Source organism: Robertkochia aurantiaca (assembly GCF_020166495.1).
GTDB lineage: Bacteria > Bacteroidota > Bacteroidia > Flavobacteriales > Flavobacteriaceae > Robertkochia > Robertkochia aurantiaca.
This window is the reverse complement of sequence record NZ_JAINZS010000007.1, coordinates 48,987-72,784: the sequence shown is the minus strand read 5'-3', so window position 1 is coordinate 72,784 and position 23,798 is coordinate 48,987. Positions and strand designations below refer to the sequence as shown.

The 23,798-nt window shown below is 46.0% G+C and carries 9 protein-coding genes and 1 tRNA gene; all 10 read left to right on the top strand.

Features of this window, described 5'->3' with window-relative positions:
* Positions 1-110: 110 nt before the first annotated feature.
* The 10 genes from K7R10_RS13895 (at position 111) to cysD (ending at position 23,795) form a co-directional block, all read left to right on the top strand.
* Positions 111-2,309, top strand: a complete 2,199-nt coding sequence (locus K7R10_RS13895) for a T9SS type B sorting domain-containing protein (RefSeq protein WP_224485335.1) — start codon at positions 111-113, stop codon at positions 2,307-2,309.
* 3 nt (positions 2,310-2,312) lie between these two features.
* Positions 2,313-4,442 (top strand): PorP/SprF family type IX secretion system membrane protein, encoded by a 2,130-nt coding sequence (locus tag K7R10_RS13890; protein ID WP_224485334.1) that lies wholly within the window; start codon positions 2,313-2,315, stop codon positions 4,440-4,442.
* Positions 4,443-4,483: 41 nt separating this feature from the next.
* On the top strand, positions 4,484-18,427 hold the full coding sequence (locus tag K7R10_RS13885) for a T9SS type B sorting domain-containing protein (RefSeq protein ID WP_224485333.1): 13,944 nt from the start codon (positions 4,484-4,486) through the stop codon (positions 18,425-18,427).
* A 28-nt stretch (positions 18,428-18,455) separates the two neighbouring features.
* Positions 18,456-19,406 carry a PorP/SprF family type IX secretion system membrane protein gene (locus K7R10_RS13880; RefSeq protein ID WP_224485332.1) on the top strand — a complete coding sequence of 317 codons (951 nt, stop codon included), beginning with the start codon at positions 18,456-18,458 and terminating at the stop codon, positions 19,404-19,406.
* Positions 19,407-19,467: 61 nt separating this feature from the next.
* On the top strand, positions 19,468-19,824 hold the full coding sequence (folB, locus tag K7R10_RS13875; RefSeq protein WP_224485331.1) for a dihydroneopterin aldolase: 357 nt from the start codon (positions 19,468-19,470) through the stop codon (positions 19,822-19,824).
* Positions 19,825-19,881: 57 nt separating this feature from the next.
* Positions 19,882-19,952 (top strand) — tRNA-Cys (locus tag K7R10_RS13870).
* A gap of 1,170 nt (positions 19,953-21,122) precedes the next feature.
* Entirely contained in the window at positions 21,123-21,857 is a 735-nt protein-coding gene (gene cysQ / locus K7R10_RS13865; RefSeq protein ID WP_370631319.1) for a 3'(2'),5'-bisphosphate nucleotidase CysQ, read from the top strand.
* On the top strand, positions 21,854-22,312 hold the full coding sequence (locus K7R10_RS13860) for a DUF2061 domain-containing protein (RefSeq protein ID WP_224485329.1): 459 nt from the start codon (positions 21,854-21,856) through the stop codon (positions 22,310-22,312). The genes cysQ and K7R10_RS13860 overlap by 4 nt, the downstream gene beginning before the upstream one ends.
* The gene (gene cysC, locus K7R10_RS13855) at positions 22,293-22,877 is read left to right on the top strand and encodes an adenylyl-sulfate kinase (RefSeq protein WP_224485328.1); all 585 of its coding nucleotides are present in this window, start codon (positions 22,293-22,295) and stop codon (positions 22,875-22,877) included. Before K7R10_RS13860 ends, cysC begins: the two co-directional genes overlap by 20 nt.
* A 12-nt stretch (positions 22,878-22,889) precedes the next feature.
* The gene (gene cysD / locus K7R10_RS13850; protein WP_224485327.1) at positions 22,890-23,795 is read left to right on the top strand and encodes a sulfate adenylyltransferase subunit CysD; all 906 of its coding nucleotides are present in this window, start codon (positions 22,890-22,892) and stop codon (positions 23,793-23,795) included.
* Positions 23,796-23,798: the final 3 nt, after the last annotated feature.

The following is a 23,798-nucleotide window of genomic DNA, read 5'->3' as shown; positions in this document are numbered from 1 at the left end:
GCTTTCACCACATTTATCAACCGTTGTTGAAAAATTCTGATAACTTTAGGATTGTAATTGCAAAAAGTGTTACTTTGTAATACCCCAATTTCATGACCAACTCAACCCAAATGTACAGATCAAAATCTGTAAGAACTAACCGGCTTGTGCTGCTTTCCCTTGCTATTACAGGGTTTGCCGTGGGTGCTTATGCTCAGGATCTTAAGCAACCCGTCCCCGGTTTTTCTTACGCCTGCGCTTCGGAGTCTTACAACACTTTTTCAGTTAATTTTCAGTGGGAACCCACCCAAAACGTCGCTTCAGATAATGAGTTTATATTGGAGCTTTCAGACGAAAACGGTGATTTTTCTGCTCCCACCACCCTGGCATCTGCAGGGAATAAAAATACGGTTTATAATTTTGACTTCAATTTTTCCTTTCCGCAAACTGTGGCAGGAGATAACTATAAAGTACGTGTCAGAAGTACCAATCCGGCTAAAACCAGCCCCTTAAGCGTATCTTTTTCAGCTTATTACAGAGGTGTGAATGAAGCCCTTATCGTCAATAACTACCAGGAAGCATCTGTTTGCGAATCATCCAGCATTACCTTGACAGTGGATAACTATCCTGACGAACAGGCCTATAACTGGTATAAAGACATGGTGCTGATCGAAGGTGAAAAGGGACCCTCAATAGAGGTTTCTGAAGGAGGTATCTATTTTGCCGAGATCGATTACGGAGATTATTGTTCGGTTTCAACCTCATCAAACCTGGTGGAGGTTTTTACCGAAGCTTCGCTCGGAGTGGAACTGCAGGGCGATACAACTATCCAACTGTGTGACGGAGAAGTCTATTCTTTAACCGCGAACGTTAACGACCCCACTTATACGTATAGCTGGTATAAAGACGGACAATTAATCGCCCAAACCAATCAGCATATATATACCGTAAACAGCAGTAACACTGATTTTGAAGGGGTGTATCACCTGGAAGTAGACCGTCCGGATGCTACCTGTACCGAGAAAACATCGGAGGTGACCCTTACCAAAGCCGGATTTGATCTCAATATCACTGCTGATCAGGGCAACCTGCTGCTACCGGGCGAATCATTAACACTAAGCGCCTCTACCACCGCAAGCAGTCCTGCCTACCAATGGTACCGTGACGGACAGGTCATTAACAATGCTGCTTCAGCTACTTTAACCGTTACCACTCCCGGTTCGTATTACGTAACCGTTAGTGATAATTCCGGTTGTGTGGCCCAGAAGAATTCAAATACGATAACAATTATAGATCCTGTTTCTTACGCTGTGGCAATCGCAGCCCCGGCCTATACCGAATGTAGCGCGGGCCCGGTTGAACTTACACTGGAAACGGTAGAGGCATTTGATGCTGATGGAACTGCGGTAATACTCGATGAAAATCAGCTCAACAGTCTTTCATACCAATGGGTACAAAATTCAACGGAGCTTTCCGGAGCCACCCAGAGAAACTATCAGGTGAATGACAGAACCGATAATGGAGAATACCGGTTAAAAGTAACGGTTGATGCCGGAACGACAGTAATGTCAGATCCGATCAACATTAAACTCGGCATTACAGAAACTCCGGTACTATCAGCCTCAAGCAGCACCTATTGCCAGGGGGGAGAGCTGGTTACCATCACCTCTTCGGTGACAGACACAGCTTATACCTATACCTGGATAAAAGACGGAGCCCCACTATCAGAAAACGGAAGCAGTTTTGATACCAACCTTACCGGTAGTTATCAGTTGAAACTGGCTCTCGATGGCTGTGAAGTGATATCTGATCCAATAGAGATCATGCCTTTTGACGAAAGCGCAGTGATGCTTGATGTTCCTGAACTGTTCAGTATTCCGGAGGGAGAGACCAAAGTGGTCAATGCCAGCGGGGCTGAAACCTATCAATGGTTTGATCAGAATCAGAATCTTATCACCAACGGTCCGTCTGTTACTCTTACGGAAGCAGGGAATTATACGCTCAAAGCAACTATAGGGAGTTGTGAGGTATATAAAAGCTTTACCATGGAATATCAGCTGAGCTATGCCGTACCTAATGTGGTGACACCAAACGGCGATGGCTTCAATGACCTTTGGATATTGCCGAGTTCCTTTGCGTATCAGGCCGATATAACGGTTAGTATATTCGATGAGAACGGCGTACAGATATTCGCTACCAACCAGTACCAGAACAACTGGCCACAAGCCGGGAATATTACTTATAACGGAAACCGACCACCCATTTACTATTACAAGATTAACAACGGAAAACAAGTATTAAAGCAGGGCACCATAACAGTGATTAAATAAAAGATGACGAGGAAATTTTCCATATTGCTGATGTTGCATGTGCTACTGGCCTTTTCGGTGAGCGCCCAGGAAGAAACCCCTGTGGCTTCCATCGATATTCCGGCCCAGAATCTGCTTAAGTTTAACCGGTTTTTGATCAACCCTACCTTCTCTACGGTAAATGAAGATAATTCCTACCTGAATTTCTATCACCGTAACCAATGGATCAAATTCGACGATAATTACCAGACCTACCTGGCCAGTTATTCGGGAAGAGTAGGAGACCGCACCGGTCTCGGACTAAGCATTTATCATCAGAAGTTTGCCACCATTTCAAATTTCGGAGTGATGGCGAATTATGCATATGGAGTAAAGCTTGCTGAAAAAAGCAACCTGACCTTCGGATTTAACCTCTCTTACTATGATAGTGGTGTGGACCCTGACGGGATCGACCCCACCCAACCTAACGACCCTGCTCTAGCAGACCTTGATGGTAGTTCGCTGCTGTCTTTTCAACCGGGAATCAACCTGTCTGTCGGAAGTTTCGATGTAGGGTTCTATGCCGAGAACCTGTTTGATTATAACTTAAAGACCAGCAGTTCCCTGACCGACTTTGGCGAAAAAACCTTTTCAGGACATCTCATGTATACCAATCGGTTTGAAAATGGATCCGGTATTTTGGAGAATGGTAAAATGAGCCTGCTTTCAAGAGCCAGAACCAGGGGAGGTGAAGATGTAACTTTATCAGGAAGCCTGATACTCGATCTGCCAAAGGTGGGATGGGTACAGGCCGGCTATGATGATTTCTACGGAATAGCTGCGGGAGTCGGTTTTAACCTGACGCAAAGACTTTCATTAGGATACACCATCGAAAAAGGTATTAAAGATCAGGTATCGAATTTCGGAGCTACTCACGAGGTAAGTTTCGCCTATTCATTTACTCCGACGCTTACCGAAAACAGGGTGTTTGATGATATTGAAAACGATCTTCAGATCGTTGAACAAGCTGTAGACAGCACTTCGGTTGAAACCAAAACCGAAAAGGACGCTGAAATCGAGAAGTTGCGTGCTCAGGTGGCAGAAAACGACATGATCATTGAAGAAATGATGTTTCGTCAGGACTCCATCGAACAAGCCAGGCAAAAGGATATCGATCGCCGGTTCGCTTATCTGCTGAAGTTCATCAAAGACGAAGCAGATCGTGGGAATCAGCAAAAGGTGGAGCAGGCTGTGACACAGGCTGTTCAGGACATGAAGGAAGGCAAAGAGTTCAATGCGCCGGAGATCAGTTCTGAGGTCTATGCCGACAACAGCTCCGGGAACCGAGAGAAAGCACCGGCTGCAACAGCAGAAACTTCCAAAGAAAAAACCAATCAGTATATCAATTACGACAAACCTGTCCTGACCACGACTGCCACAGACCGTGTGGCCGGGGTCGATAAGGGTTATTATGCGATTGCCAATGTGTTCAGCAAAGAACGTTATCTGAATGATTTTCTGGCAGAGCTTGAATCGAAAGGTATCAAGGCAGGAGTATTCAAAAAAGGAAACCTGAACTACGTTTACCTGGGCAGGTACAATAATTTTCAGGAGGCCAAGCAGGCCTATGCCAATAACTTTAATGGTTCCTATGAGCAGAAGGCCTGGGTGCTTAGGGTAAAGAATTCCGATCGCACCAATACCGTCCTGGCTTCGAATACCGAAAACAATAAAAGAGGTGAAGACGCAAACAGCGGTAAAAATACCACTCAGAATAATATAGACTTTGACCCTTCTTATGAAAACTTCATTCAGCGAAGAGGAGGAGTCATTTCAGAATGTACCGAAAGGTATGTGAATAACCTAATCAGACCATTCACTGCTGTATACAGCGACACGCGACTCGCTGAGGAAGAGCCGGCCGAAAGAGGAGATAGCAAAGGCTATTACCTGGTGGCCAATGTCTTTGACAATATGAATAATGCCCGTCGTTTTGTCGACAGTCTGAAACAGCAGGGTATTAAAGCAAATATTTATATCAACCCCATTAACAATTACAAATACGTCTACCTTGAGAAGTTCGATACCTGGAAAAAAGCCATGGTGTCTTACCGATCAGGCATTAAGAAACAATACCAGAATGATATTTGGATAATGCCGGTAGGAAGTTCGTAACAACCAACTTTGAATAGTATCAGTCCCATAATCGTAATGCTATGACCAAAAACTACTTAAAACTAAACACCTTTTTAGCCATTGCCTGCCTCTTACTCGGCGGGAATTTGGCATTAAAGTACTTCCCTGAAATCAATCCCCTGGCAGAGCCTTCTTCTGAAAAGGAACTTTTGCTGGCGTATAACGGAGATTTCGGGTATATCGAAGATAACTCTGTGGTAGCAGACTTTAAAGCACCCTTACTGGTAAAAGGAAGCGAAAGCAACCTGATGTTTGCCAATGAGATCAAGCTTATTAAAGAAGTCACCAATGCTACAGGAGGAACACTTATTGGCGGAGCCTCGACCGGGCAGGAAGTGGTATATACTCTGACATACGAGAATACCTCAGGCTCACCGATCAATAATTATAGCATTACCGATGTGTTGCCTGAAACGCTCACTCTGATTGGTACAGATGATCCGGCAAATTCGACTTACAATACGACGACAAGAGAACTAACCATCAATGTTGGTAATCTCGGACCAAACGCCAGTGGGACGGTGTTGGTACGTGTTCGGGTTACTGATGAGGTTGAATTGTTCAGAGATTCCTGTACCACCTTGATCACTAACCAGGCTTATTCGAATTACCGGGGACTTTCTGAACCTAGTTTTGCAAATGGTACGGATGCTGCAGCTGCACCAACTACTTTTCCGGTGCGCACAAACAATCTGAACTATAGCCGAACAGAAGCGATCTGTGGTGGTTCTGTTGATATAACCGCCGGAACAGGTTTTGACACCTACCGATGGACCCGAAACGGGGCTTTTGTGGCCAATACTCAAACGGCCACACTGACCCAGCCGGGAACCTACGTGATTACCAAGACCGTAGATTGTGACGGACAAACCTTCAGTTATACAGAAACAGTTAATGTATATGACGCCAGTAGTATTGCCAACCCCATATTGCCTTTTGCCGACGATGTAGGGATCTGCCCGAACGACGGTAGCCAGATGCCGAACCTGCTTCTGTGCGGAAGCGAAGAAAGCCGGTTCATAGATACGGGATACGAAGATGCTGTACAGATCAACTGGCAACAACAGAATGCCAGCTGTACTACTACTGCTAATTGTGCAAACCCCAGCAATGCCTGCTGGAGCACCGTTGCTTCAGGTTCGGGATATGAAGTCACCGATGCAGGTAGCTATCGTGTGGAACTGGTTTTCCAGAACGGATGTAGAAGGATCTTTTACTTTAATGTTTATAAAGATCAGTTGAATGCCACCACATCTTCAACGAACTATACCCCCGCTTCTTTGGGAAGCATTACGATCAATGCCGGAGGTACAGGTCCGCAGTATACCTACACCATTTCAGGAGATAATGGCTATACAGCCACCTATGGTCCGACTACCGAAAACGTGCATACCTTCGATTGGCTGGTAGACGGAACTTATGACATCAGTGTCTCAAGTGACAGTGGTTGTTCATATAGTGAAACCATTGTGATCGAAGATTTTAACCCACTGTGGATGGAAACCCAGGGGTATAATATCAAAGATTGTAACCGGGCTCGTATCAGGATCGCCAGAGGGGGAGGAGATCCTCCATATCAGTTTGCCATCTGGAGTGTGAACGGGGTTCCCCGCTATGATTCATTCCAGGATATTCCTGATTCCGCATTTTCGAACGAAGAAAGTGAAAGTACCGGTGGTTCTCAATCACGGGTATATGAAATTCTGATCGAGGAAGCCGGGGATTATGTACTGGTGATGCGCGATGAAGCCGGTAACTTTGCCCTTTCTAACATTCAGACGATTGAACTTGATCCACGCTATAACTTTACGGTAGAAACCCAGGACGTAAGTTGCTTTGGGGGAACCGATGGAGCGGTATCTCTGGATTTTCAAACCAATGAGGAAATCGGCGTCGAAGCCATTTTGTTTGATGGAGATACGTATGTCTATGGAGGGGAGAACACGCCTTTATTCCCACTGAACGCCAGTGGAACCTTTCCTAACCTGGCTGCCGGGGATTATGTGATCGAAGTGACCATTTTTGTTAAGAAAGGAAACAGCACGTGTTCATTTGTTCGTGAATTCACCATCGAACAGCCTGATGCACCACTTGTGGCCTACGCAGGGGTGAGTACCGACGTATCCTGTTTGCCTGAACTGGGTGGTTCAGAGATAAGAATCACCAATGCCTCAGGAGGAACCCCGCCTTATGAATATAATATTAACGGAACATGGACTTCTTCCAATACCGGAATACGCTCAAATGACGGATATGTCTATGTTCGTGATGCCAATGGGTGCCAGTTTGAGGCCTATGTTGATGTAAACGCGCTAACAGAAATTCCTCAGATTACCGATGCAGTAGACTATAACTGTGACGGCACAGGAAATGTGGTCCTGACACCTTTTGTTGAAGACCCCAACCTCGTATACCTTTATTCCTATAGTCTGAACGGAGACATTCCACAGGATTCCAATTCCTTCGAGAGTTTGGCTCCCGGAAATTATACCATTACGGTATTCTACGAAAATGCCACTCCTGATAATCCTACACCCGGGATACTTCTGGAAGAGGATTTCGGAACCGGACCAAATACCACCTTGAATGAGATCAACCCGAATTATATCTACGAATCTCAGGTACAGAACCAGGATCCGCCGGAAGGAGATGCAGACCGCATGCTGGATGACGGAGAATATGTGGTGACCAGCGCACTGCAGCCGATAGGCGGACAGCAATGGGTGACACCTTCTGATGCCGACGGGGTTGCAGGAGGAAGATACCTGGCCGTAAATATCGGCGATGCAGCCGGAGAAGGAGGAATAATCTATTCGAAGCAGATCAATGATATCGTGAACGGTTCTGATATCATGGTCGATATCAGTGTATTTAACTTGTTATATCAGAGCTCGACCCAGGGAGATCCTGAGATCATCGTTGAGGTGATCGACGGCTCAGGAAATGTAGTGAGCCAGGATCAGACCGGCTTTATCGACAACGATGAGCAGTGGCACCCTGTGCAGCTTTCACTGAATTCAGGCGGAAATTCTTCCCTGACCTTCAGGATCAGAAGTAATTCCACTGTTTTCTCCGGAAATGATATCGCTATCGACGGATTACGTGTTTATCAGGTACCGGAGATATGTACCTCGGTAGTAGAGGTGCCGATCGTGGTGGAGGAAAGCCAGCAATTCAGCGGGGCCATTGGCCAGCAGAATGACGTGACCTGTTTTGGAGCCGCAGACGGCTCGATCACTTTTGATGTGTACAATTTTGATCCGGCTGAAGGTTTTGAATACAGCATTGACGGAGGTAACACGTGGACCTTTTCAAATACATCTCCCGTTACAGTAAACAATCTGGCTCCTGCCGATTACACCATTGAGATCAGGAACCCGGTAGATGACACCTGTTTCTTTACAATGGGAACAACAGCTCCAATCGGGCAGCCTCAGGTTCTTGAAGTCACTTCTGATGTAACTCAGCAAGTGACCTGTGACCCTGTTAATCCGGGCGCTACTATTGTAGCAGAAGCTACCGGCGGATCTGCCCCTTACGAGTACGGAATTGATGACGGAAGTGGAGCAGGCATTGTTTGGGGAACCAATAATGTCTTCACCAACCTTCCTCAGGGAAGCTATGAAATACATGTAAGAGATGCTAACGGCTGTGAGGCTAACACGCTTAATCCAGTGGTGCTCGATGCGCCCCTTCCTCTTACTTTTGATGCTACTGCAACTACCTGTTATGATGGTACTAATGGCGAGATCGTTGTTACTATAACAGAAGGAAACGGAGATTACCAGTTCAGTCTGGATAACAGCACCTGGTTCAATGCAGACAGCGCAACACCGAACACCTATACCTTTACCAACCTGACCCCGGGAACTTACGATGTGTACGTTAGAGACGGGTTCAGCTGTACCAACACGACACAACTAACGATTAACCCGCAGATCGGACTTTCGGTCACCTCACAGAGTAACGTTACCTGTGAAGGAGAAGTCGATGGTTCGGCCACCCTTACCGTAACTGACTTTATACCACCATACAGTTATACCGTGAATGGTTCTGCCGGAGGCAGCGGCCTTTCAGGAGCGACCATTAATCTGGATAATCTGACCGCCGGATCGTACGATGTGGAAGTCACTGATGCCAACGGATGTACCACAACTGCAACTGTCGTTATAGATGCTCCGGCTACCGCTCTGGATGCAACCCTTGAAGTGAATGACCTGACCTGTTCTTCACCACGAGGAAGCGTACGAGTGAGTGCGACTGGAGGATACGGAAGCTACCGGTATACCCTGACCTTGCCTGATGGCAGCACTCAGGGCCCTCAGAACAACAGCCTGTTCAATAACCTTACTGCCCCCGGCGATTATACTGTAACTATCGAAGATGCGGGAGGATGTATTATTTCAAGACCGTTTACATTAAGTAACCCTGTACCGCCAACCCTGGCTCTCAGTAGCGCCGGTTGTTATGACGGAACCAACAATGTTACCATTACGGCCACTCCTTCGGGAGGGACTGCTCCATTCACCTACAGTCTGAACGGAGCTGCTTTCCAGGCCTCGAATACTTTCGATGTGACTCCCGGAAATTATACCGTGACCGTAAGAGATGCATTGGATTGTGAAGCTACGGCTACGATTACTGTTGACACCCAGGTTCAGGTAGCTGCCAATGCCGGAGTGATCAACTCCTGCGGAGGAACTACAAATATTACGGCCACCGCCTCAGGGGGTGACGGGAATTATGTGTTTGCTATCGTTCCAGCAGGAAATTCTGTAAGTGACGCTGATTTCGATGCAGCAAATAATGTATTAAGTGTATCAGCTCCCGGTGTATATGATGTATACGTGCGCGATAACAGCGGAACTGCTGATTATTGTGAAGCTCTAACCCAGGTAACCGTTACCCAAACAGCAGCTCTGGATCTGATAGCCACTCCAACTGATGTGACTTGTTTCGGGGGAGCTGACGGAAGTGTTTCGCTCTCGGCAACCGGAGGAACCGCACCTTATCAGTACAGCCTTGATAATGGGACTACCTACCAGAATTCACCTGATTTTTACAACCTGACCGCAGGCACCTATGATGCGATGGTTCGTGATGTGAACGGATGTACTTTCCCGCTGCAGGTGACTGTCGGGGAACCTGATGAGATTATTGTAGCCTTATCAAATACCGATTATACCTGTACCGCAGATGCTGAGATCACGGTAACTGCTTCCGGCGGAAGCGGAACCCTTGAGTACAGTCTCAATGGCGGCGCATGGCAAACATCGAATGTTTTTACAGGTGTTCAGGATGGTACCCATACCGTAAGAGTTCGCGATGCGAATGCAACATCTTGTTTCGTGGAAGATACGATCATCATTGCTCCACTTCCTGACGAGCCGGCATTAAGCTACGCTGTCACCTATAATTGTGACGGAACAGGTGAAGTGACTGTTACAGCAACCCCTTCTGACCCTTCGTTTACCTATTCATTTGACGGGGGAACGTTCCAGGCTTCACCGGTCTTTTCAAATATTTTGCCGGGTAGCTATGTGGTGACGGTTGACTATGGAAGTGGTTGTACAACCACCTTACCAGTGACCATACAGGCAGGTGAAGAACTCACAGGGGTGATCACCAATACCACCGATGTACTTTGTTTCGGAGGTTCTGATGGTACCGTGACATTCGATGCGGCTAATTATATCACTTCCTATAACTATGAAATACTTGACAGTGGTTCAGCATCCGTTACTACCGGCAGCGGTCTGACTGCTTCGGCCACTGAGAACAATTTAATTGCAGGAGATTATACCCTGAACATTACCGATAGCGCTGATCCTTCATGTGTTATTTCTATTCCGTTCACCATTGATCAGCCGACTGCTGTTGCAGTGGTTGCAGATGTGACAACTGAAGCGACCTGTAACAATGGTCAGCTTGCCACAATACAAGCAACCGGATCAGGCGGAACACCGGGTTACCAGTACGAGCTTCAAGATGCCTCCGGAGTAGTTGTCGGAAGCTATGCTTTCAGCAGTAACAACACCTTTACGGATGTTGCTCCCGGAGATTATATAATTGTAGTTCGTGACAGTAATGGTTGTGAGACCAATACCAATATCTCAGTAAATGAGCCGAACCCGCTGGAGATGGAAGCCATAGCCGCTGACTGTTATGCGGGAGATAATAATGGAACCATAACCGTGAATCTTGATCCAAACGGAACGGGAGCTGTTGGTAATGGGAATGTTCAGGTGCGCCTGAATGGTGGACCATATGTGAACATGAACACCTCACCTACCAGCCATGTCTTTTCAGGCTTATTGCCAGGGAGCTATACCATCGACGTGAGAGACGCTTACGGTTGTATCGTAACTCAGTCAGTTATCATTGAAGACGTTTTACTGGCAACCACCACTGTAGACGATATCAGCTGTAATGATGGAAATATCTCTGTCGCCGCTACAGGAGGAGACGGAAATTATGTCTTCGCCATCGTTCCGGCAGGAACAGCTGTGAGCGCCGGTGATTTTACAACGGCTTCTTCATTGACCGTTACTCCCGGCAATGCAGGAGACTATGATGTATATGTTCGAGACAATGATGGTAATTCTGTGTATTGTGAATACACCACCACGGTGACCATCGATCAGTATGCACCGATAGCCATCAATCTGACCGACAATCAGCCGGCCTGTTATAATGATACCGGCTCGATCGAGCTGGATATCACAGGGGGTGAAGGTCCGTACACCATCGAATTCAACGACGGGACCACTACCACCACCTATGCCAATGAAGTGTCACAGAACAGGGTGTTTTACAACCTGGCTGCAGGAACCTATACCATCACAGTAACCGACAGCGAAGGCTGTATGGTTACTGACAGCAGGACACTTATCAACCCTGAAGAACTCACAGCGGTTGTTGATCCTATAATTGGAAGTTGTGATGATCTGAGTCTTGGAACCGGATTCGGTTTTGAGGTTATCAATATTCCACCTTTCTTCACAGGAGGAGATTATACTATCGAATATGATGACGGAACCGGCGTTTGGCAGACCAGTCCGGTTTTTGATACATACAGCGCGGGTGATGTGGTATATCCTGCCGTACGTGTTACACATAATGTAACCGGTGCTGTTTGTTACTGGGAATACGGAAGGTTTATTATTCCATATCCTTTAGACGATCTGAATATTAATGTAAGCGCGGTTCTGGTTAGTTGTACCCAGATGGATGTTACCGTTGAGGGAACCCAGGGAGATCCGGGCTACGAATATACGTATACCAGCGATCCGGCTGATTTTGATCCCTTAACCGCTACCTGGACAAGTCCGGTGACTCCTCTTACAGGACCACACGAATATACCTTTACGAACTTGATCCCAGGAAGAACCTATGTATTTTACGTACGTGACACCAAGGGTTGTATTCGTCAGAGTACGGTAAATGTAAATGACCTGATCGATATTCCAATCGTTTCGGGAACTGCCACGCCTTCATGTGCCGGTTCCAATAACGGGGTGATTGATTTTGCTGTGAATGATACAGATGGAGATCTGGGAAGCAGCTTTACCTGGGACCTTTTCGACATCAACGATAACCCGATTGAATCGGGTAGTGTTAACCCATTCAGTTCCCCTGATACTTTTTCTACGACCACGCCTCTGGCGCCCGGAGAATATTATGTGATTCTTACAGGCGACAACGGATGTGTATATGGTGCAGAGAATGTGTTGATCGAAGAACTCGATCCTATCACAGGTACGCCTGATGTGTTACAGGATATCACCTGTGAACAAAACGGACTAATCGAGATACAAAACCTTATCGGAGGTGGAGGAGACTATACCATTACCTTAACAAGTACTGATTTTGTTAATCCTATAACATCAAATGATTTAGTCATTGAAGTGCCTCTGAGCAATATTTCTGATCCTACAGTAAGTTCGATCAATATTAATGTGAGTGTTGAAGATCAGTTCGGTTGTGCTGAAAACCTTGGTAATGTAACCATGAATATCGCACAGCCTCCTGTTATCGACGCAGTAGTGGTTGACAATTGCTCGGTACAACCTTCTATAACGGTTAATCCTGACACTACTGAAGGACTGGCGCCTTACTATTATTCCATAGATGGTGGAGCGACTTACCAGAGAAGTAATGTATTCACCAACGTAGCTCCCGGTATCTATGATGTCTATATGAAAGACAGTAACGGATGTACCGATATGGAAACAGTGGAGGTATTCCCGCCTCTGCAGCTGGATGCCGAACTGGTGAAACCTATCGATTGTAATCCGAATGCGGCATTAGCTAACGGAGAGATCACGGTTGATATTACCGGAGGAAGTTCGATAAACAACTTTAACAACCTTACGTATACGGTTATTCTGCCTAACGGAACACCCGATCCTTCGTTTAACAATGTTCCGGTTAGCTCTGCAACCATCACATACAGTGTTGATGCATCACTGCCCGGTACCTATGAAATTATTGTGACCGATGCCTATCCTTCAGGAAACTGTCCGGTAAGCGTGGTAGTTGAGGCTCCTGACAGGGTATTGCCGAATCCTACCATTGACAATATTACCAACGTGAGCTGTTTCGGTGGAAGTGACGGCAGTATTACCGTCTCGGCCGCTGATGATGGCATCGGACCATTTACTTTTGAGATCATCTCTTCCACAGATGGTACGACTACGAATTCATTAAGTATTATCCCGTCTGATTCGGATGGTTATACAGCTGTATTTGATGGACTCAGCGGACTGGAGACCGGACTGACCTATACCATTGAAGTTCGATCAGGATCGAATTTCTGTGAAACCACGATTGATGCCACTATCACTCAGCCGGCTGAAGTGGTTCTGGATCCTCTTGTGCTGAATGACTTTAGCTGTACTTCCGGAAATACCACCGGGGTGGCTACTGTTACAGCCACCAATGTAACCGGCGGAACCGGGGCATATACCTATGTGTTCACCTACGACAATGGTACACCGGGCAACACCTCTGATGATCTTACACAAAGCAGCACCAATGAAACGTATACCGTTAACAACCTGCTGGGAGGAACGGTGAGCCTGACTGTTTATGATGAGAATGGTTGCCAGGATACAGAAAGCATTGTTATCGAACCTTTCAACAGCCTTGACGGCGTTGGATTGACAGCTGTTCAGCCAACCTGTAACGGTTTGGACGGTAGTATTGAAGTGAATGCTGTGCTTGGCCTTGGATATAACGGAGAGTCAATCACCTATGAGCTGACTCAGCTGGACGGATCATATACTGATAATGCAACGCTTAACGCCGCCACCCATACTTTTGACAATCTGGATCCGGGACTATACGAAGTTCGCGTGACCAATGATGATACCGGGTGTTTCCTTACAGAGACTATAGAACTGGTGGCTCCGAATACTTTTGAACTGGAGATCGTAACCAATACCGAGGTGAGCTGTTTCGGATCTGCAACCGGATCGGTAACTGCTACGGTGATTGATACAGATCTTTCCAATGGAGATGATGCGGGTGCTTTTGATTACACCCTAACCTCAACCAATCCTTCATTTGCTACTGTTAACGCTACCAGTACAGGAGTGAGTATAGATTTCAACGATCTTCCTGAGGGAGATTATACGCTTGATATCACTCTTACAGGCTCGCCTTTCTGTCCGGTAAGCACCACCTTCTCTATACAAGGTCCGAGCGAAACCCTTACAGCCACAGCTGTGGGAACCGATCCTACCTGTATAGGTAATGACGGGGTTATCGAAGTACTGGCCCAGGGTGGTTGGGGAGGCTATGGCTATTATGTAAGCCAGACACCGAATCCGGATCCTGCAGATGCATCTAATTATGCATCAACGCCAAGATTCGATAATCTTGATGCGGGCACCTACGATATCTGGGTGATCGATCAGAACGGATGTGCCTTTGAGGTACCCGATATTACCTTGGTTGATCCTACACCGATCACGGCAGACATCACTGCTACCAATCCGAATTGCGATGGATTGAGCGGAGAGGTGACGGTTGATAATGTTTCAGGTGGAGCCGGAAGCGATTATATCTTCCAGCTTATCAAAGACGGAGTCGATTTTGGAGCGCCTCAGTATGGAATGACCGCTTTATTCGGCGGACTCGGAGCGGGAGAGTATGAAGTGCGTATCTCTGATGCCTGGTCTTGTGAGGTTGTTGTTTCAGACAACATCGAACTGTTCGAAGAATTCACCGTTTCAGGAAACATAGACACCGATCTGTCCTGTGACGCCAGTAATGCTAATACAGGCGGGGTGATCACCCTATCAGCTATCGGAGGTTCAGGAGACTTTAGCTTTGATGCCGAGTATCCTGATGGATCTACCGTAAATAATGGTGCAGTTGCAACCTTCACCGGACTGGATTTAGATGGTGTTTACCAGTTCACCGTAACCGATAATATCACGGGTTGCGTGGAGGTGTTAGACATCGAACTGACTGCTCCTGTTATTCCGGCTATTGACAACATCGCTACAACCAATGTAACCTGTGCCGGTGCTGACGGAACCATAATAGTGACCCTTGACGGAGCTACAGAGACCGATCCGCCATATACCTATGAAATTTCGCAGGGAGGAAGTGTACTTCAGTCGAACACCGATGGTGTATTCACCGGACTCGATGCAGGCACCTACGATGTGACCGTAACTTCAGCACTTGGTTGTTTTGCAACCGGAACGGCTGTTATCGGTACCGATCCTACACCTGAGATCGCGCTGGACCTGACCAATAATTGTACAAGCAATGGAGGTGAGGTTACTGTGACCCTGACTCAGGCCGGAATTGCCCCTTATACCTTAACAGTGAACGGAGCTGTAAGAAATATCACTTTTGATGCAAATGACGAATATGTTATCACCGGATTAACCGCCGGCACCTATGATATTCAGATTACCGATGCCAATGGTTGCGGTTACAATGCTACGAATGTAATTGATGTAACACCGTTGAACTACCGTCCGCAGATAACCACCTTACTTGATTGTGAGGCCGGTACAGCCGGCAATGCGGTGATCACCATAGACCAGATCACCGGTTCAGGATCTTATGAGATCGAGATCGATGGTCCGAATGCAGCAGACCTGACGAGAACGGCACTTCCTGCTTCAGGAATGACCTGGGATGGAGCCGCTGAAGCCGGAGATTATACCATTACCGTTTGGGATCTTGATGGGGACTGCCCGGTAGTAAAAACCGTAACAGTACCGGAAAGACTCGAGCCACAGATCGCTGTGATCTATGCACAGGATCAGACCTGTGAAGGTTTTGCTGACGGACAAATAGTGGTTGATGCGGTAGATAATGGCATTGGTCCCTTCACGTTCGAAATTACAGCGGTTGACGGAGTAGCAACGACTATTCCTGCGACAAGCAGCAACGGATATACGGCTACCTTTGAAGGTCTTGCCGGAAGTCTTGCCGGAACAACTTATACCATCACTGCCACAGCAGCTAACCAGTGTGAGGCTACAGTTGATCAGTTGATTTATGCTCCTGAGGCTGTAACGATCACTGATGTGGAAGTAATTCCGTTTGCCTGTGACGCCGGAAGCAATGTGACCAATTATGCACAGGTGATCGTTGATCCTTCCGATGTTAATGGCGGAAGTGGCACCTATGTGCGATATGAGTTTGTATATAATGGATCAGTGATCCAGAACAGCAGTAATCCTGTACTGAACTTCCGTGACCTTGCGGGAGGAACCGTAACGGTGAATGTTTACGATGAGAACGGATGTATGGGAACTATTGATGCCGTGATACCTCCGTTCATCGGAATAGAGAATCCGCAATTAACAGTTGATAATGCTGTGACCTGTGTAAGTGGGGAAGATGTGACCGTAAGCGTAGATGTGATCGGAGGAACTGCCAACCTGCAGTACTTCCTGACCCGCGCCGATGGTACAGCGGTTGATAATTCACCTGTAACCACTGATGCTTCATGGAGTTTTGCAGGATTGGCCCAGGGGGCTTACTTTGTCAACATTATCAATACTGATACCGGTTGTGAGGTGAGTATAGGCCATACGGTGAACGATCCGAATAACTTCGTACTCACTGCAGAGGAATCATCGAGAGTTTCCTGCTTCGGCACTGCTTCAGGTAGTGTGGAGCTGGTGATGCAAGACCTTTATTTAGGTGACGGAGACCAGTCAGGCAGCTTTACTTATACCATTACCGGTGTAACCGATCCTGCTTTCACTTTGAGTGGAAACAGCGCAACCAACACTATAGTTGTAGATGGAATTCCTGCGGGAACCTTCCGCATAGAGGCTACTCTTACTGCCAACGGACTGAATTGTACCGTTCCTTCCAGTGAGTTCTCAATTCAGCAGTCGCTGGAGCCTTTGAGCACCACGGCTGAAGAGATAGCGAATGTTACGTGTACCAATGACCTGGGTGAGATCTATGTGAATCCTCAGGGAGGTTATGCACCTTATACCATAGAATTGCTGAATAACACCACGGGTGATGTTCAGACGGTGAGTGATGTGAACGGCTATGTGTTCATCGGTCTTTCCGGTGGACAGTATACCGCTACAGTAACCGACGCCGGCGGATGTGAAGTAACCGCAGATGTGGAGCTGATCACCCCTGAGTTCATTTCCGCAGAGATCATCAAAACAGATGTGACCTGTAACGGGGAGAGTAATGGTTCGGTTACTGCCACCAACATAACAGGTGGGGCCGGTGCAGACAGTTATTATTTCATACTGAATGATATTACCCGAGGGACTACTTCGATTGAGCAGAGAGAACCGGTCTTTACCGATCTTCCGGAGGGAACCTATACCATCACCATTTACGATGCATGGAGTTGTGATTTCACTACGGAAGAGATCACTATCGAACAGCCGAATGAGGTGATCGTTTCTGAGATCTCTAAATCATCACTGGTTTGCTTTGGCTCGAACGACGGATATATCGAAGTGAATGCTGCAGGAGGAACTGCTCCTTACAGCGTGACTCTGAATGAAACCACTTCAGGTGATGAGGTGATGGCCCGCAGCAATATCACCGATGCTGATATGGTGATGTTCGACGGATTGAGCGGTGATGTGGAGTATACAGTCTTCGTAACCGATGCGAACGGATGTACGGTTGAAATGCCGTTTATGATCCCGATGGGACCTGATCTCTCAGGAGAGGCTACTCCGAATTACGCCTGTGAGGCAAACATGCCTTCAAACTGGGTTGAAGTGATCTTCAATAATGCGGAGCTTGATCCGAATGAGCTGATGGTGGCGATAAATTCCAATGACATCAACGATGCGATATTGTTCGACGAGGTAGTTGACGGCGTGGGAATACTTCGCAACCTGCCAGCCGGTGCTGCTCAGACGCTGACCGTTTTCTACGAAGGCTGTAGTCATACTTTCGAAAACAGCTTTGATATCGACCAGATCGATCCGGTGGTTCTAACTGACATGACCAATCCGAATGAGATGAACCTGATCGAGGTGGAAGCCACAGAAGGGCAGGCCCCTTATACCTTCTACTTTAATGACCGCAACAACGGATCTGACCCGACCTATTATATAGGAGCGAATGATCCCGGTTATGTAGATGAGGAAGGTCGTGAGATCAAGGTGATCGAGGTAACCGTAATTGACGCCAACGGATGTGAGATGACCATCACGGTAGAAAAGGAGTTTATCGATGTCGATATACCGAACTTCTTTACACCTGATGGTGATGGAAATAACGACACCTGGGGACCTGATAATACCCAGAACTATCCGCGAATCCTGACTAAGGTCTATGACCGTTACGGACGAGTAGTCGGTAAGATGACCATCGGGCAGGAATGGGATGGAAAATACAAAGGCACGCCATTACCAACAGGAGATTACTGGTATGTGATAAAACTGAATGGGGAAAATGATGATAGAGAGTTTGTGGGGCACTTTACCCTCTATCGCTAATGAAATGAATTAACCTACTGAAACGAGAATGATGATTAGAAAACTGATCTTTGCAGCGGCTATGACCTGGATGGGCCTTACCTTCGCCCAGGAGCTGACTCTGCCGACCTTTACCCAATACACGGCAGACAATGAATTCGTGATCTCCCCGACCTATGCCGGAATCGGAGATTATGTGAAAGTGAGAGGAAATGCCCTGACCCAGTGGGTGGGTATTAAAGATGCCCCCGATACACAGACCCTGGTTGGAGATGTGAGGCTGGGGCAGCGATCAGGAACCGGGGTGCTGTTCTATAATGACCGTAATGGTTTTACAGCTCAGTACGGCGCCAGACTTTCGTTTGCACATCACCTGACCCTGAACAACCAGGAAGATAAGTTTCTGTCTTTCGGATTGTCATATAACGTGAACCAGTTTCGGGTAGATATCAACCAGTTTGATCCGAATGCTGACCCATCGATCACGGATGACAGGGCCACCACGAATCACAATTTTGATGTGGGTATTCTTTATCGTCAGGGGAAGTTCTTTGCCAGTCTGAATGCTGCCAATATCCTGAATAAGGATCTGAACGTCTTTGCGATCTCTGAACCCAACCGGTTGCGTAATTATTACATCTACTCGGGTTACAGGTACAAGAAGAACATCAACTCCAACTGGGAGATCGAACCTTCGGTTTTCTTTCAGCTTTTTGAGAGTGACGGCCGGTCCAGTACTGACCTGAACATGAAATTCAGATATTTCGACTTTGAAGATTACTATTGGTTCGGGTTGACCTACCGTTTCCTTAACGACCAGTTCCTGAACCCCTGGAACATCGGGCCTATGGCCGGTTTGAAAAAGGGAGGCTTTTATTTTGCTTATTCCTACCAGGTGATCTTCAATGAAATTCAGCTCTACAGTACCGGTACCCATGTGATCACACTGGGGATTGATCTTTTCCAGGGAATCAGCAATTGTAAATGTACCATGCGATAATTGGTGAGATTCTTTTTGTTTCATTCCCGCGTACGCTATTTTTGCAGCAAGAATTTCTGAAGTGGGAGTAATACGATTAAAAAACATACAGGTATATGCCTATCACGGCTGTCTGGTGGAGGAAGGAAAGATCGGGAGCGATTACCGCGTCGATGTGGAAGTGAAGGCTGATCTGCAGCCCTCGGCGAAATCAGATTCGCTGAAGGATACGGTAGATTACGTGCATATCAACAGAATTGTGAAGGAGGAAATGGCTGTTCGCTCCAAACTACTCGAACATGTGGCCAGAAGGATTCTGGACCGCATTTTAGAAGAGATCAGCATCGCTGAGTGGGCCACAGTGGAAGTGTCGAAGATCAACCCTCCTATAGGCGGAAACGTGGAGCGGGTATCGATCGAAATGACCCTGAAGCGCTAAATGCAGCTTGTGTTGGGAGTGTAATGATATTTTTGTTACATTTGCCCTCCTGAAAATGGCATCGTGGCCGAGTGGCTAGGCAGAGGTCTGCAAAACCTTGTACAGCGGTTCGAATCCGCTCGATGCCTCTGAATCTAAAGAAAACCGTTCCTGATTGGGACGGTTTTTTTATTTTCAAGGATATACATTTGAGACATGGGTGTTGTACAGCGGTTCCCCCGAAGCGTCGGGGCGCTCGATGCCTCTGAATCTAAAGAAAACCGTTCCTGATTGGGACGGTTTTTTATTTTCAAGGATATACGTTTGAGACATGGGTGTTGTACAGCGGTTCCCCCGAAGCGTCGGGGCGCTCGATGCCTCTGAAAAAAGACCGTTCAAATTGAACGGTCTTATTTTGTTATTGGTTATTAGTTAAATAGTGATTTGTTACGGGTTATAAGTTGCCAGGTCATTAGCAGTAATGTCATCCCGAGCGTAGGGAGGGATCTGCCCATAGCCCAAAGACTGCTGCTATAAGAAAGTGATGAATGTATTAGTGGTGAAGATGAAAAAAGCCGTTCACCGTTCACCGTTAGCCGTTCGCCAAACCCACATCCCGCATCCCGGTTATTTGTTACTGGTTATTAGTTATTGGTTTTCAATTTATAAGAAGTAACGTCATCCCGAGCGTAGGGAGGGATCTGCCCATAATCCAGAGACTGTTGTCTTCATAAGGTATTGAATGTATTAGTAGTTATGATGGAGTAAAATCGTTAGCTGTTCACCGTTCGCTGTTAGCCGTTAGCCAAACCCGCATCCCGGTTATTTGTTACTGGTTACTAGTTATTTGTTACTGGTTATTAGTTATTGGTTTTCAGTTCATAAGAAGTAACGTCATCCCGACCCCGACACTTCGGGGGGAGGGATCTGCCCATAATCCAAAGACTACTGCTATAAGAAAGTGATGAATGTATTAGTGGTGATGATGAAAAATTACCGTTCACCGATAGCTAAATCCACATCCCGCCTCTCGGTTTATGAGCCATTTGTCTACTGGTTGGATTAACGTATGTGCTTGAAAATGACTTCCATTTTTTGCTAAACCAATTAATCAGTTTTTATCATCTGGTTATCAATAAATTACATCAACAGTTACTTCTTCCCTTCATCGAATAAAGTTGTAAGCCCTTATGGTTGTTTTATTTTTATGTGGCATATTTGCGACTTACTTCATTTTAACGATAAATAGAACTATGCCTGCCAACGAAAAATTGCTTGAAGTTGCTATAAAATCTTCGATTGAGGCTGGGAATTCTATCATGAAAATCTACAAGAAGGATTTCAAAATAGAGACCAAAGACGATGCCTCTCCACTCACTGAGGCTGACCTGGCATCGAATAAAGTAATTATGTCTTATTTGGAAAAGACGAACATCCCGATAATTAGCGAGGAAAACAAGTCAATCGATTATGACCAGCGGAAGGAATGGGAAAGCTGTTGGATCGTTGACCCTTTGGATGGCACAAAAGAGTTTATCAAAAGAAATGGGGAATTTACCGTGAACATTGCGCTTATAGAAAAGAACAAACCTGTTTTGGGGGTAATTTATGTGCCGGCCAGTCAGGAATTATACTTTGCCAATGTCGATGCAGGAAAAGCATTTAAAACAAATATTAATGAATCTTCCGGTCTGGAGGCTATACTCGCCCAGGCTGATGAAATAAAACCAAGTAAAAATTCAGGAGCAAAAGTTAAAGTAGTGGGTAGTCGTTCACACATGAACGAAGACACTTTGTCCTATATAAGATCATTGGAGTCTGAAGGAAAAACAACCGAGATAGTTTCCAAAGGCAGTTCGTTGAAATTTTGCCTGGTAGCCGAGGGCAAAGCAGATGTCTATCCGCGTTTCGCCCCGACTATGGAGTGGGATACAGCGGCCGGTCAGGCGATTTGTAATGCTGTAGGATTAAGAGTTATGGATCAGGATACGGGAAGTGAAATGAAGTACAACCGGGAGAATTTATTGAACAACTATTTTTTAGTTACCAAATGATCCGGAAAATTAGAAAAAGACATATTGCGAAAACCGTTACCTGGCGCTTCGTAGGAACTCTGGATACAATATTGCTATCATGGCTGATATCCGGCAACCCGATGTCTGGATTGAAGATTGGTTTTTCGGAGGTGATCACTAAAATGGTGCTGTATTATTTTCACGAACGGGCCTGGTTTAATTTCAAAATGCCCAATAGTCAAAAACGGCATATATTGAAAACTATTACCTGGCGTATAGTAGGGACCATAGACACTATGGTGCTGGCCTGGATCATTACGGGAAATCCGTTAACGGGCCTTAAAATCGGTGCCGCAGAGGTGTTTACAAAAATGATACTCTATTACCTTCATGAGCGTGCATGGTACCGAATCGACTTTGGACTGGACAGAAGAAACAGATTACGCAAATTAAAGAGAGCAAAAGAAAAGCTAAATGAGCAAAAATATAGTTGAACATCGTTTTAAAGTTGTAAAAAGCGATAGGAATCGAAGTAACGGGCATGCCTCGTTTCTGGTTTGGTTTACCGGACTTTCCGGTTCCGGAAAATCAACGGTTGCGAATATTGTTGAACAACGTTTACATGAAAGGGGAATAAAAACCTATGTCCTCGATGGAGATAATGTCAGAACAGGACTGAATAAGGACCTAAGTTTTAATCCTGAAGACCGCTCAGAGAACATCAGAAGAATCGGGGAGGTTTCGAAACTTATGATCGATGCCGGACTGGTAGTACTGGCGGCATTTGTATCTCCCTACAAAAATGATAGAGAAATGATTGCAAAAACGGTTGATCATGATAACTTTGTCGAAATTTTTGTAAACACCTCTCTTGAGGAATGTGAAAAAAGAGACGTTAAAGGCTTGTATAAAAAGGCCAGGGCTGGAGAGATCAAAAACCTCACCGGTGTTAATGCGCCTTATGAAAAACCGGCAAACCCGGACTTGGAAATAACCGAGAAAGATTCTTTAGAACATGCAGCTGATAAGGTTCTGGAGGTGATAAATAAAAGATTATAAAGCTAAGCTAACATGAGTAAATATTATTTGAATTATCTGGATGAATTGGAATCTGAGGCGATCTATGTGCTTAGGGAGGTATATTCGCAATTCCAGAACCCGGTAATTTTATTTTCAGGAGGAAAAGATTCCATAGTGCTTACCCATCTGGCTAAAAAGGCTTTCTTTCCTGCAAAGATTCCTTTCGCTCTGATGCATGTAGACACGGGTCATAATTTTCCGGAAACCATTCAATTCAGGGATGATCTTATTGAGAAATTGGGAGCCAGACTTATTGTAGGTTCCGTACAGGAATCTATTGACAACGGCCGGGTTGCAGAGGAAAAGGGGAAGAATGCAACCAGAAATGCACTTCAAACCACCACCCTTCTTGATGCGATTGAATCCAACAAAGTAGATTGTGCAATAGGTGGGGGAAGAAGAGACGAAGAAAAGGCACGGGCTAAAGAACGTTTCTTTTCACACAGGGATGATTTCGGACAATGGGATCCTAAGAATCAACGCCCTGAGCTGTGGAATTTGTTTAATGGTAAATGTTTTGAAGGAGAACATTTCAGAGCGTTTCCAATCAGTAACTGGACCGAAATGGATGTTTGGAACTACATTAAACGTGAAAACATTGAAATTCCAAGTCTTTACTTTGCTCATGAAAGAGAGGTTGTTTGGCGTAATGGATCATGGATTCCAAATAGCGAATATTTAATTATGGATGAAGGGGATGAAATTGTGCGAAAAAAAATTCGTTTCAGAACCCTAGGGGATATAACCATCACAGGAGGGATCGAATCAGAGGCTGATACCCTGGAAAAAATAGTGGAGGAAGTATCTGCCATGAGACAAACAGAAAGGGGTAATCGTGCCGATGACAAGCGGTCTGAAACGGCCATGGAAGACAGAAAACGTCAGGGTTACTTTTAAAAA

Excerpts from the sequence above, each read along its gene's own strand:
- K7R10_RS13880 (WP_224485332.1), top strand. The coding sequence starts at position 18,456 with ATGATGATTAGAAAACTGATCTTTGCAGCGGCTATGACCTGGATGGGC.
- cysQ (WP_370631319.1), top strand. The coding sequence starts at position 21,123 with ATGAAAATCTACAAGAAGGATTTCAAAATAGAGACCAAAGACGATGCC.
- cysC (WP_224485328.1), top strand. The coding sequence starts at position 22,293 with ATGAGCAAAAATATAGTTGAACATCGTTTTAAAGTTGTAAAAAGCGAT.
- K7R10_RS13895 (WP_224485335.1), top strand. The coding sequence starts at position 111 with ATGTACAGATCAAAATCTGTAAGAACTAACCGGCTTGTGCTGCTTTCC.
- K7R10_RS13860 (WP_224485329.1), top strand. The coding sequence starts at position 21,854 with ATGATCCGGAAAATTAGAAAAAGACATATTGCGAAAACCGTTACCTGG.
- K7R10_RS13885 (WP_224485333.1), top strand. The coding sequence starts at position 4,484 with ATGACCAAAAACTACTTAAAACTAAACACCTTTTTAGCCATTGCCTGC.
- K7R10_RS13890 (WP_224485334.1), top strand. The coding sequence starts at position 2,313 with ATGACGAGGAAATTTTCCATATTGCTGATGTTGCATGTGCTACTGGCC.
- cysD (WP_224485327.1), top strand. The coding sequence starts at position 22,890 with ATGAGTAAATATTATTTGAATTATCTGGATGAATTGGAATCTGAGGCG.